This window comes from Fructilactobacillus sp. YLN 2507 (assembly GCF_059614085.1).
In genome coordinates this window covers 454,183-466,327 of the sequence record NZ_CM184303.1, presented here as the reverse complement: position 1 = coordinate 466,327, position 12,145 = coordinate 454,183, and the positions used below count along the sequence as shown (strand labels likewise).

General features: G+C 35.0%; 12 protein-coding genes and 1 tRNA gene. 2 read left to right on the top strand and 11 right to left on the bottom strand.

Features of this window, described 5'->3' with window-relative positions; genetic code table 11:
• Positions 1-10: 10 nt before the first annotated feature.
• From atpE to AC0GLY_RS02405, 8 genes are all read right to left on the bottom strand, one after another.
• Positions 11-223 (bottom strand): F0F1 ATP synthase subunit C, encoded by a 213-nt coding sequence (gene atpE, locus AC0GLY_RS02440; RefSeq protein ID WP_496611954.1) that lies wholly within the window; start codon positions 221-223, stop codon positions 11-13.
• 18 nt (positions 224-241) lie between these two features.
• The gene (atpB, locus tag AC0GLY_RS02435; protein WP_496611953.1) at positions 242-952 is read right to left on the bottom strand and encodes a F0F1 ATP synthase subunit A; all 711 of its coding nucleotides are present in this window, start codon (positions 950-952) and stop codon (positions 242-244) included.
• 218 nt (positions 953-1,170) lie between these two features.
• A complete protein-coding gene (gene upp / locus AC0GLY_RS02430) occupies positions 1,171-1,797 on the bottom strand; it encodes a uracil phosphoribosyltransferase (RefSeq protein ID WP_496611952.1) in 627 nt (208 codons plus the stop codon).
• 50 nt (positions 1,798-1,847) lie between these two features.
• Positions 1,848-3,089, bottom strand: coding sequence for a serine hydroxymethyltransferase (gene glyA / locus AC0GLY_RS02425; protein WP_496611951.1), 1,242 nt, complete (start codon positions 3,087-3,089; stop codon positions 1,848-1,850).
• 53 nt (positions 3,090-3,142) lie between these two features.
• Positions 3,143-4,162: an L-threonylcarbamoyladenylate synthase gene (locus tag AC0GLY_RS02420; protein ID WP_496611950.1), complete on the bottom strand. Its 1,020-nt coding sequence runs from the start codon at positions 4,160-4,162 to the stop codon at positions 3,143-3,145.
• Positions 4,163-4,164: 2 nt separating this feature from the next.
• Complete coding sequence (prmC, locus tag AC0GLY_RS02415; RefSeq protein ID WP_496611949.1) at positions 4,165-5,031, bottom strand: peptide chain release factor N(5)-glutamine methyltransferase; 867 nt, start codon at positions 5,029-5,031, stop codon at positions 4,165-4,167.
• The gene (gene prfA, locus AC0GLY_RS02410) at positions 5,015-6,103 is read right to left on the bottom strand and encodes a peptide chain release factor 1 (RefSeq protein WP_496612234.1); all 1,089 of its coding nucleotides are present in this window, start codon (positions 6,101-6,103) and stop codon (positions 5,015-5,017) included. The genes prmC and prfA overlap by 17 nt, the downstream gene beginning before the upstream one ends.
• Before the next feature lie 35 nt (positions 6,104-6,138).
• A complete protein-coding gene (locus tag AC0GLY_RS02405; RefSeq protein ID WP_496612233.1) occupies positions 6,139-6,690 on the bottom strand; it encodes a thymidine kinase in 552 nt (183 codons plus the stop codon).
• Between the two features lie 222 nt (positions 6,691-6,912).
• Here AC0GLY_RS02405 and AC0GLY_RS02400 point away from each other — a divergent pair, with 222 nt between their 5' ends.
• Positions 6,913-8,265 carry a MurT ligase domain-containing protein gene (locus tag AC0GLY_RS02400; protein ID WP_496611948.1) on the top strand — a complete coding sequence of 451 codons (1,353 nt, stop codon included), beginning with the start codon at positions 6,913-6,915 and terminating at the stop codon, positions 8,263-8,265.
• Positions 8,265-8,969, top strand: a complete 705-nt coding sequence (locus AC0GLY_RS02395) for a type 1 glutamine amidotransferase (protein WP_496611947.1) — start codon at positions 8,265-8,267, stop codon at positions 8,967-8,969. The genes AC0GLY_RS02400 and AC0GLY_RS02395 overlap by 1 nt, the downstream gene beginning before the upstream one ends.
• 184 nt (positions 8,970-9,153) lie before the next feature.
• On the opposite strand, the gene AC0GLY_RS02390 is transcribed toward AC0GLY_RS02395, so the two are convergent.
• The 3 genes from AC0GLY_RS02390 to recJ all read right to left on the bottom strand — a co-directional run bounded on the left by AC0GLY_RS02390 (position 9,154) and on the right by recJ (position 12,136).
• Positions 9,154-9,243: transfer RNA gene (locus AC0GLY_RS02390), tRNA-Ser, on the bottom strand.
• A gap of 41 nt (positions 9,244-9,284) precedes the next feature.
• On the bottom strand, positions 9,285-9,803 hold the full coding sequence (locus AC0GLY_RS02385; RefSeq protein ID WP_496611946.1) for an adenine phosphoribosyltransferase: 519 nt from the start codon (positions 9,801-9,803) through the stop codon (positions 9,285-9,287).
• 17 nt (positions 9,804-9,820) lie between these two features.
• Positions 9,821-12,136, bottom strand: a complete 2,316-nt coding sequence (gene recJ, locus AC0GLY_RS02380; RefSeq protein WP_496611945.1) for a single-stranded-DNA-specific exonuclease RecJ — start codon at positions 12,134-12,136, stop codon at positions 9,821-9,823.
• Between the last annotated feature and the right edge of the window lie 9 nt (positions 12,137-12,145).

Here is a 12,145-nt window from a genome sequence, read left to right as displayed (position 1 = left end):
AAAAACGTTACTACTTGTTCATTACTAACATAGCAATAACGAAGGCTAAGATAGGCATAACTTCAATCAAAGCAACCCCAATAAACATGTTAGTTCTTAAAGTATTTGAAAGTTCTGGTTGACGTGCCATTCCTTCAAGCATTTTTGAAATTAAAATTCCATCACCAATTCCGGCACCAATAGCGGCACCACCCATAGCGATTCCTGCAGCAATAAGACCCATTAGTAAATCCTCCTTTTTCTATTCCTCAACAACTAATTTGTGAGCAACATAGACACATGATAAAGTTACAAAAACATAAGCTTGGATACAACCAATGAAGACTGAAAAACCTTGCCAAGCTAATTCTAGTGGAGCAGAAACTAAGATCATTCCAATCCCACCAGAAAAGGCCATTTTAGCAATCAATCCTGCTAATAGTTCACCAGCAAATATATTACCGTACACCCGAATACCGAGTGTTAAGAAATTAGTCAATTCTTCCATCAAGTTAATTGGCAACAAGTATGAGATTGGCTGCATATAGGTTTCAAAATGTTTTTTGTAACCAAGTTTCTTAACACTTGAATATTGTGCAATTAACAATGACATTAAAGCAAAGGTCATTGCAACAATAGGGTCTGCGGTTGGACTTTTAACATATACTACCCCACCAACTTCAATATGTAAAAACAATCCTAAAAGATTAGAGATTAATATGAAGTAGAAGAGGGTAAATGCCCAAAGTCCATAACCCTTGGTTGAACCACTTGGCATTGTAGACTTAATAATTCCATTAGTAAAGTCAATCATATACTCTAAGAAATTCTGTTTTCCTTTTGGTTTTAATTGAATTTTTCGCGAACAATAAAAAACTAAACCGAAAACAACTAAAGCCACAACAATACCAGAAATCATATTCCCAACATTAAAGGTTAAACCCATCAATTGGAAAGTACGAGTCTTGTCCACAATATATCACCTCTCTTTTCCTTTCATTTTAGTGAACAGTAAGGAAAATAGATGCAGTAACTTACCACCCATTTTAGACAGTAATTAAAAAAATCACAATCTAAAATTCAATAAAATTTTACCACTGAATTAAGTAAAACTCAAAGGCAAATACTCCGTTTTGTAATATTTAATTTAAAAATAAAAAAGCAGAAGCCAACTGACTTCTACTTTTTCAATTATTTAGTTCCAAATAAACGATCCCCAGCATCACCAAGGCCAGGAACAATGTATCCATTTTCAAGCTTATCATCCAAAGCAGCTGCATAGATATCAACATCTGGATGAGCAGCTTCTAATGCTTTTACCCCTTCAGGAGCAGATACTAAACAAACAAATTTAATGTTTTTAGCACCACGCTTTTTCAAAGCGTCAATTGCCATAATTGCTGATCCACCCGTTGCAAGCATTGGATCAACAACTAATACTTCTCGATCACTAATATCTGATGGCAATTTACAAAAGTATTCATGTGGTTCAAGTGTTTTTTCATCACGAAACATTCCAATATGCCCCACTCGAGCACTTGGAAGTAAGTCTAAAATTCCATCGACCATACCAATTCCAGCACGAAGGATTGGAACAATCGCTACCTTTTTACCTGATAACTCCTTAGCATGAGCAACTCCCATTGGAGTTTCAATGTCAACATCCTTCAAAGACATATCCCGAGTTACCTCAAAGGCCATTAAATTGGCAATTTCATTCACTACTTCACGAAATTCATTTGTAGCAGTGTCCTTATTCCTAATAATACTTAATTTATGTTGGATCAAAGGATGATCCATAACGTGAAATTTTCCCATACTAAACACTCTCCCCTTTGTTTACTCTTATTTTACCACATCGATATTGTTTATCGAGTAATTGGATGAGCACCACACATTGCTTCAACTTCATTTTTAACTTCATTTAAGACTGCTTGATTATCATAATTTTCAATTGCTTTAATAATTAAATCTGCAACTTTTCGAGAATCAGTTTCATCAAATTCACGAGAAGTAATTGCGGGAGTTCCAATTCGAACACCACTAGTGACAAAAGGACTTAATTTTTCGTTAGGAAGGGCCTCTTTATTAGTAGTTATTTTAACGGAATCTAATAAATTTTGAGCTTCTTTACCATTTAATTCAGTTCCAGTTAAATCAATTGTCATTAAATGATTATCCGTACCACCTGAAACCACTCTGATTGTAGCTGATTTTTCAAATTCATCTGCCATTGCTTGAGCATTTTTAACAACTTGTTCTGAGTATGTTTTGAATTCAGGTTGTAAATCTTCATAGAAAGTTGCTGCTTTTCCAGCAATGACATGTTCAAGCGGACCGCCTTGTGAACGAGGAAACACCGCCGAATTTAATTTTTTTGCATTTTTTGCTTGTGAAAGAATCATGCCACCTCGGGGACCACGAAGCGTTTTATGCGTGGTAGTTGTCACTACGTCAGCTATTCCAACCGGACTAGGGTGTAATCCAGTGGCTACTAATCCAGCAATATGAGCCATATCAACCATTAAATAAGCCCCTACTTCGTCAGCAATCTTACGAAATTCATCCCAATCAATAATTCGACTGTAGGCGGATGCTCCAGCTACAATCATTTTAGGATGAACTTTATGAGCAATTTTTCTAATCTCATCGTAATCCAGTAATTCAGTTTCAGAATTCAATCCATATGAGTAAGACTGATAAATCTTTCCAGAAAAACTAACTTTTGCTCCATGCGTCAAATGACCACCAGCATTCAAATCCATTCCTAAAATTACATCACCAGGTCGTAAAAAAGCAGCATAGGCAGCTTCATTTGCCTGAGACCCAGAATGTGGTTGGACATTAACGTACTCCGCTCCAAATAATTCTTTAGCACGACTAATGGCTAAATTTTCGACTATGTCAACATATTCACAACCACCATAATAGCGATGACCCGGATAACCTTCAGCATACTTATTAGTTAAGACAGATCCTTGCGCTGCTCGGACTGCATTTGAAACAATGTTTTCAGAAGCAATTAACTCAATCGTCGTTTCTTGACGTTGCTTTTCATTTGAAATAGCATCCCATAACTCAGGATCATCTTTTAAATAGTCATAACTCATCTTCTTCTACCTCATCTTTAACCTAGGACTTTTAACAGAATAACTTGGATCAATTATACTTTTCCAAAATGTTTTTTTCCAGCAGATTTACTTAAACGATTCATGTAAGCCTCACCCAATCCATCATTATTAAACCCTTGCACTAAAATAGTTTTAATTGTTGGATCTAAATCAAATTTACGTAATCCCGCAAATAATAAGTGACTAGCCGAATTAATATCATTCCCTAAGCTAAAAATTTCAGTGTTATTGTTCAACTTATTGCGATTAATTATTTCATCAGTCGCTAAAATTCCTACCACATCTTTTTGTACTTTAGTCCACTCGTTTACTTTTTCCCAATCTTGATAATTATCCACAATTTGGACATCCGCACTAGGTGAATAGTGTGTGTATTTCATTCCTGGTGCTTTGGGGATCTCCTTTTCCCCAACACTTTTGCCAGAACCATTAACTGTTCCAATAATTGCCTCAATTTGTTTTCGAGTTACTGCCCCTGGACGCAAAATTGTAGGAGTTTGCGTAGACATATCAATTACAGTCGATTCCACTCCAAAATCAGTGGGGCCATCATCTAAGATTCCCGCAATTTTACCATTTAAGTCATGATAAACGTGTTCTGCTAATGTTGGACTAGGTTTCCCTGATGTATTGGCAGATGGACCAACTAAGGGCACTCCAGCTGCTTTAATTAAATCAATTGTAACCTCATTATCAGGGTTTCTAAATGCTGCTGTTTCTAAGCCACCGGTAACTTTTTTAGACAATGCATTAGGTTGAAGCTGTAAAATAATGGTTAATGGGCCTGGCCAAAAAGCTTTAATTAATTTTTTGATTTTTTCATCTAATGGTAGAGCGTAATTTTCAACTGTTGCTACATCCGCAACATGCACAATTAACGGATTGTCACTTGGACGCCCCTTTGCTTGATAAACTTTTTCTACTGCAGCAACGTTCGTTGCATCAGCTCCTAATCCATAAACCGTCTCAGTAGGAAATGAAACTAAATTTCCCTGCTTAATCTCAGCTGCTGCTCGATCAATTTGATCAGGCGTAAATATTTTAGTTTCCATACTTATTTACTCTCCTTTAAATCCATTTTTATCATGCGATCATGCTTAGCTAAATCTTTTCGTACAGTAATTGTAGCAGTTTGAAATTGATTTTCTAATAATGCAGTGACCGCTGCTCCTTGCTTAAATCCAATTTCAAGGTACAAAGTTCCTGAGCTAGTTAAATATGCACCAACATTCATGGCTAATTGTTCATACACAAACAAACCCTTGTGCTTAGCAAATAAAGCTAAGTCAGGTTCATATTCTATTACTTTTTGATCCATCAAATGTTCTTCATCATGAGCAATATAAGGTGGATTGGAAACAATCACATCAAATTTTTCACCAGCAAACTCCGTTAATAAATCACTTTTAACAAAATTAATTTCAACTTCATTGAGATGTGCATTTAATTGAGCAACTTTTAACGCCTCTGCTGAAATATCTGAAGCCGTAACTTGCCAATCTGGTCGTTGTTTTTTTAAGGCAATTGCAATTGCACCACTGCCAGTTCCAATATCTAACACTTTGATTGATGACTTAAAATTATCCTGTAAAATCCACTCAACCAATTCTTCTGTTTCCGGACGGGGAATCAAAACATTCTGATTTACCTGAATTGGATAACCATAAAAGTAAGTTTGTCCGATAATATATTGAGCTGGTTCCCCATTGAGTAATCGCTGAACATTCATGACAAATTGCTGTCGTTCGTTACTAGTCATTTGAGTTCGATAATTACTCAATAAAGTCGTTAAATCCCATTTCATTTGATTTAGTAATAGAAATTGCGCCTCATCCGTTTCAAGTTTTTTTTCTTTTAGACAAAAAGAAGCCCATTTCAAGGCTTCAAAAAATGTGGCATTTTGCTTAAGCTTCGTGATCATTCAAATGCTCCATTTTTTCTGCTTGATCCGAAACAATCAATGCATCAATAATTTCACCTAAATCACCAGCCATCACTTTATCTAGTTTATTTAAAGTCAAGCCAATTCGATGATCAGTGACTCGATTTTGGGGATAATTGTAAGTTCGAATTCGTTCAGACCGATCACCTGTTCCAACTGCCGATTTACGTTGTGCATTATATTGATCTTCTTCTTTTTGTTTATAAAAATCATAGACACGGGCTTTCAAAACATTCATAGCTTTAACTCGATTTTGTTGTTGGGAACGTTCATCTTGCATCGCAACCACAATCCCAGTTGGTAAGTGAGTCATTCGGACGGCTGAAGATGTTTTATTAATATGCTGTCCCCCGGCACCTGAAGACCGATAAACATCAGTTCGAATATCAGATGGATCAATTGTAATATCAACATCTTCCTCTTCTGGCATAACTCCCACAGTTGCGGTAGAAGTATGCACCCGACCAGCTGATTCAGTTTCAGGTACTCGTTGAACCCGATGAGCGCCATTTTCAAACTTTAGTTTTGAATAAACATTTTCTCCCGTAATCATCAAAACGATTTGTTTAAAACCACCAACTTCAGTAGGTACCTCATCGATAATTTGAACTTTCCAGCCTTGAGTTTCAGCATATTTAACATACATATTATACAAATCGCCTGCAAATAAACTAGCTTCATCACCACCAGCTGCTCCATGAATTTCCATAATAATATTTTTATCATCATTAGGATCTTTAGGAATTAGCATAATCTTTAATTTGTCTTCAAGTTCTGCTTTTTGAGTCTCTAATTCAGCAATTTCTGACTTTATCATTTCATTCATATCATCATCAAGCTTTTCTTTTAACATTGCTTGATCATCATTAAGCGACTCCGTTACTTCCCGATACTGCTTATAAGTATCAACCGTTTCACGTAAATTACCTTCTTCTTTAGATAACTTCATAAACCGTTTAGTATCTGAAATAACTTCTGGGTCACTAATTAGTTCGCTAACTTCTTCGTAACGATCAGACACAGATTGTAATTTGTCAAAAATCTGATCCATTTTATTGTCGGCCATTTTATTCCTCTTTCTCTAAATTATTTTGGTGGATGATTATAATGCTTTCGGCAAACTGGATAATAAGATTCGTTGCCACCCATCACAACTTGCTCACCTTCATAAACTGGTTTACCTTCATGAAAACGAAGGTTCATCGTAGCTTTTTTTTCACAAAACCAGCAAATCGTTTTCATTTCTTCTAACTTATCTGCATAAATTAAAAGATATTTAGATCCCTCAAACAGTTGATTTTGAAAATCATTCTTTAATCCAAAGGCCATTACAGGAATCTCTAATTCATCAACTACTTGAGCTAATTCTTGAATATGATGCTTTTCCAAAAATTGAGCTTCATCAATTAAAATACAGCTCACCCGTCCATTAATTTCTTGCAAGCGATTTTGAACTAATTGCATGGCATTTGCATTTGGTTCAATTGCAATTGCATTACGCTCTAACCCAATTCTTGAAGCAATTGTTCCTGATTTTTCACGCGTATCTAAGGCACTGGTCATTAAAATAACTTGTTTACCTTGTTCCTCGTAGTTATGTGCAACCTTAATAATTTCAAATGATTTTCCACTATTCATGGCCCCATAACGAAAGAAAAGTTGTGCCAAAATATCACCTTTTTCTATTCTATAAAAATATTCTTGTTTTCATTATAGCTAATTTTTAGTTTTTCTGCATTCGTAATCTGGAATTGTTAATATAACGTAAAAATGTTACTAATTTTCGTTTAGTAACTAGATTTATGCTAAAATCAAAAGTACTGGACTATAAAATACTTTAAATTAAGGATGTGAGTATCGATGACTTTTAAGAGTGATATCGCGACTTTAGCGGGGAAATCTTCATACTGGTTTCTACATAATTTCATGGGTGGCGGAAGTTCGTTGCCTGGAAAGATTACCACTAAGATTGACCCCAATGTTTTAACTGAACTTGGCAAAAATTACGATGTAATTATTGTTAGTGGAACTAATGGTAAAACTTTGACTACTGCTTTAATCGTGCAAGTATTAAAAGAAAAATACAACGAAATTTTAACTAATAAGAGCGGTTCAAATATGATCCAAGGAATCGTTTCGACCTTTCTTGAAGCAAAAAAACCGCGAAAAGATCAAAAACCAATCGCCGTACTAGAGGTTGATGAAGCAAACGTTAAGTCAATTGTTGAACAAATTAAACCACGAATGTTTGTTTTAACTAATATTTTTCGGGATCAGCTTGATCGTTATGGTGAAATTTACACCACCTACCAAAAAATTCTCGATGGAATTGAATTAGCCCCAGATGCAACGGTAATTTCCAATGGTGATGAACCAATTTTCAATTCGGTAAAATTACCAAATCCACAAGTTTATTACGGTTTTGAAAATCAACCTGCATCAGGTAACTTTAAGGCTCATCCCAATACTGATGGAATTCTTTGCCCAATTTGCCACCATATTTTGCATTATCGATACTTAATTTATGCTAACTTAGGTGATTACTTTTGTCCTAATTGTGGATATCATCGTCCAGAGTTGAAATACAAGGTTACAAGTGTTGAAAACCAATCGCCTGTCGAATCAAAATTTGCCATCGACAATCACCAATATCAAATTAGTGTTGGTGGAACTTACAATATTTATAATGCACTCGCTGCTTATTCAGTTGGGCGTGAATTTGGAGTAACACCGGAGCAAATTAAACATGCTTTTGATGCTAATGAACGAATTTTTGGTCGTCAAGAAGAAATTCACGTTGGTGATAAAGACGTTACGATTATCTTAGTTAAAAACCCAGTTGGAACTAATCAAGTGATTGACTTATTAGCAACTGAGAATGATCCATTTTCGTTTATGGCATTGCTAAATGCTAACTATGCTGATGGAATAGATACCAGTTGGATTTGGGATGGAGAATTTGAAAGATTACCTAAAATGAACATTCAACAATTTGAAACTGGTGGATCACGTTATAAAGATATTACTTTTCGATTAAAGGTAGCTGGTGTCCCTGATGACAAACACATTATTCAACCAGATTTAGAAAAAGTAGTTGATGATATTCAAAAAATGCCAACGAAAAAGGTTTATATCTTAGCTACCTACACTGCCATGATGGAAATTAGAACGATTTTAACTAAACGTGGTTACATTAAAGGAGGACAAAACTAATGACAATGAGTATTAGAGTTGCTCACCTTTATGGTGACTTAATGAACACTTATGGTGATATTGGTAATATCCTAGCCCTTCAATTCTATGCTAAGCAAATTGGAGTAGAAGTGACCTCTGATATTGTTTCTTTAGAAGAAGACTTTAAAGCAGATGATTACGATTTTGTCGTCTTCGGAGGCGGACAAGACTTTGAACAAACAGTAGTGGCTGATGATATTCAAACAAAAAAAGCTGAATTAATTAAGTTTATTGAAGCAAATAAGCCGTTCGTGGCAGTTTGTGGTGGCTATCAAATGCTTGGTAAATATTATGTCGATGCTAAAGGACAAAAATTACCTGGAATTGAAGCAATGAACCATTATACTGAACAACAACAAGATCATCGTTTTATCGGTGATGTTGTAATTCAAAACGAAAAAACTGGTAATAAGTATCATGGTTTTGAAAATCATCAAGGAATCACTTTCTTAGGTAAAGACGAACATCCCCTAGGAAAAGTATTACAAGGTTACGGCAATAATGGAGAAGATGGTACAGAAGGTGCCGTGCATAAAAACACCGTTGGAACCTATTTCCATGGACCAATAATGGCCCGTAATGGAAATTTTGCTAAATACATGTTGTTCCAAGCACTTCAAAATAAATATCCTGATACTGATTTCACAGAAATGAAAAAACAAGTTAAAACTTACGAATATTAAAAAATAGACCTGGATTCTAATTAGTTCAGGTCTATTTTTTTGCAAACAAAAAAGGCCCCATTAGAGACCTTTTTGCTGAAAAAGAGTAGTTTCGTTATTTTATAACACATTGAGTATACCATAATTGAAATATTTTGGTATGAAAAAATTAGAAAATAACTTTTTGATTATTAGTATCATTCAAAGGAGGATACAGGATTTGAACCTGCGCGCCAAGTATAAGCTTGGTTCGCCGGATTTCGAGTCCGGTGCATTACCACTCTGCCAATCCTCCAGATTAAACTACTTAGATAAAAAACTAAGTAGTTTTTATTTTTAATATTTCATTAAGCTAAGAATATCATACCCTTTTAGTTTATCACGTCCATGAAGATCTGTTAACTCTACTAGAAAGGCAGTACCAACAACTACCCCACCAAGATCTTCAATTAATTTAATTGTAGCAGCCAAAGTTCCACCAGTTGCTAATAAATCATCAGTAACTAAAACCTTTTGTCCTGGTTTAATCGCATCTTCGTGTAAATATAGGGCAGATTGACCATACTCCAATCCATAAGTTTCTTTAACGGTCTTGCCAGGTAACTTTCCTTTCTTTCGTGCAGGTGCAAACCCAATTCCTAATTCATAGGCAACCGGGCACCCAACAATAAACCCACGAGCTTCTGGTCCGACTATTACTTCCGCACCAATTTTTTTGGCATAATCAACAATCTCATTGGTTGCTTGCTTATATGCTTCTCCATTTTCTAATAAAGGAGAAATATCACGAAATAGCACACCTGGTTCAGGAAAATCAGGATAACTAGCTACGTAATCTTTTAAATTAAGAGCCATCTTAGTACATCCTTTCACTACTTATCTTTCATATTTTGAATTAAATTAATCAATGAATTTTGGTTTAACCCAATTAGTTGATTTTCAAGTTCAATTTCTTGTTCTCTTTGTTGATATAGAGAAGCACTATCCAAGGATCGCTTAGGTGGATTATCAATTTGATTCATTATTCCAGCTTCAATTTTTACAAAACCTAATTCATTAAAAACCTTCATCATAAAGACTAATGAAGATTGATCAATTTTTAAATCCTTACACATTTCTTTTAAATGTTGTTTTAGATTTATTTTTTGATGTTTTTTAATGAACTTAAATAGTTTAGCATATTGTTCACGTTTTGGCATACCAAATGTTTTAATTAATTGTGGTTTATATAAGTATAAAATAATTTCACTTGCATTAATCTTATCAATTAACGTTTCAAAATCAGTTAAATTTTTAGGACAATCAACAATGAATACTTTTTCTTGGTCCCCAACAGAATCAACTTGGCTTGCTAAAATTGAAGTACATCCCTCAGTTAAATAACCATTCAACTTATCCTTTAACTTTTTATTAAAAAAAATATATTCTCCAGGTTGCTGAAACATTTGTTCCACTAAATTCGTTGTACGATGATCAATTATTACACAGCCATCTACTTTTAAATCATCAACCATAATTTGAAGATTAGTCCGCCCTCGAAATTCATTTTTTCCTAAAGTTCCAGCAACCTTCAGCTGACTTGCTAAGTGCTTAATTTCAGTTACTTCTGAACCAACTCCAAAATCAATCGCTCCGACTTTATTGTGAGAACCAATTATATCAAACTTTAAATGAGATTTATCAGCTCCAATGGCCATCACATTACTCAAAGCTGTGGGTTTAATTACAAATTCCGGTTTTGGATTATCAACTCCAAACGGGCTTAAAACTGCTAACTCATCATAAAGTTGATCATTAATATCATCAGCACTAACTTCATAATCAACTTTCAAAACTGGCTTTTGATTATTACCTAATTTTTCGTTATCAGCTACTTTTTCCAACTCCTGGGAAATCTCATCAAGTTTATTTACCGCAACTGTCAAACCAACCGCCATTTCATGACCACCGAACGCCACCATTTGATCACGACTCGGTTCTAAGGCTTTAAATAAGTCAAATCCCGCGATGCTACGACCTGATCCTTTAGCTATTCCTGCTGTTTCATCAATGCCTAAAACAATTGTAGGCTTATTATATTTATCAGAAATGCGGCTTGCTACAATTCCTAAAATACCAGTATGCCAACCCTTACCTGCAATCACTAATGTCTTTCGCTTTTGATTTTCTGGAGTTTCAGCTTGTTGCTCAGCAACATTAGCAACTTGTGCCACTAGTTCTTTACGTTGTTCATTTTTTTTATCAATTATTTTAGCTAAACTATCTGCTTCAACTTCATCCGTTGTAGTTAAAAGAGTTACTCCAGCATCTGCTGACCCCATTCGTCCCAATGCATTTAAAGCGGGGGCAATTTTAAATCCAATCTCTTCTTCCGTGATATTTGGCAATTTTAATTTTGCTCGTTTAACTAATGCCTTTAAACCAGGACGCTCAGTTAAATGAATTACATTCAGTCCAAATTGAACTAGTGCTCGATTTTCGCCAGTCATAGAGACTAAGTCGGCCACAGTTCCAATTGCAGCTAAATCAATTTTTTCTTGTGGAATTTCATCATTCAAAGCAGTTGCTACTTTAAAAGCAATTCCTGCCCCTGATAAAGATTTAAAGGGATAATCTGGACTCAGATCAGCATGGACAATCGCATAAGCATTTGGTAATTTTTCTGGCAATTCATGATGATCAGTAATCACCACATCACAGCCAAGTTGATTAGCTGTTTCAATCACGTCATAACCAGAAACTCCGTTATCAACCGTAACAATCAAAGATGTCCCATCAGCAATGATTTTTTTGTAAGCATCTAAATTAGGTCCATATCCATCGTCAAATCGGTTTGGAATATAATAATTAACGTTTGCACCAATCTCAACTAAAGTTTCATACATAATTGAAGTACTTGTTAAGCCATCGGCATCATAATCACCATAAATGGTAATTTTTTCGCCATCTGCAATGGCTTTTTGAATTCTTTCAACTGCTTTATCCATATCATGTAGTAAAAAGGGATCATGCAAATCAGAAGTATCGGGACTCAAAAAGTGTCGAATTTTGTCTGGGTTATTGTAGCCCCGATTAATTAACAATTGAGTAATTAGTTGGCTAATTCCAAGTTGCGAAGCCAATTCTTTAATTTGATTTGGGTTAGCTTGGTTAGCATTAATTTTCCAATTATATTTAGAAGTTAACACTCATTAACC

Excerpts from the sequence above, each read along its gene's own strand:
- glyA (WP_496611951.1), bottom strand. The coding sequence starts at position 3,089 with ATGAGTTATGACTATTTAAAAGATGATCCTGAGTTATGGGATGCTATT.
- AC0GLY_RS02400 (WP_496611948.1), top strand. The coding sequence starts at position 6,913 with ATGACTTTTAAGAGTGATATCGCGACTTTAGCGGGGAAATCTTCATAC.
- AC0GLY_RS02385 (WP_496611946.1), bottom strand. The coding sequence starts at position 9,803 with ATGGCTCTTAATTTAAAAGATTACGTAGCTAGTTATCCTGATTTTCCT.
- atpE (WP_496611954.1), bottom strand. The coding sequence starts at position 223 with ATGGGTCTTATTGCTGCAGGAATCGCTATGGGTGGTGCCGCTATTGGT.
- AC0GLY_RS02405 (WP_496612233.1), bottom strand. The coding sequence starts at position 6,690 with ATGAATAGTGGAAAATCATTTGAAATTATTAAGGTTGCACATAACTAC.
- upp (WP_496611952.1), bottom strand. The coding sequence starts at position 1,797 with ATGGGAAAATTTCACGTTATGGATCATCCTTTGATCCAACATAAATTA.
- AC0GLY_RS02420 (WP_496611950.1), bottom strand. The coding sequence starts at position 4,162 with ATGGAAACTAAAATATTTACGCCTGATCAAATTGATCGAGCAGCAGCT.
- prfA (WP_496612234.1), bottom strand. The coding sequence starts at position 6,103 with ATGGATCAGATTTTTGACAAATTACAATCTGTGTCTGATCGTTACGAA.
- AC0GLY_RS02395 (WP_496611947.1), top strand. The coding sequence starts at position 8,265 with ATGACAATGAGTATTAGAGTTGCTCACCTTTATGGTGACTTAATGAAC.
- prmC (WP_496611949.1), bottom strand. The coding sequence starts at position 5,031 with ATGATCACGAAGCTTAAGCAAAATGCCACATTTTTTGAAGCCTTGAAA.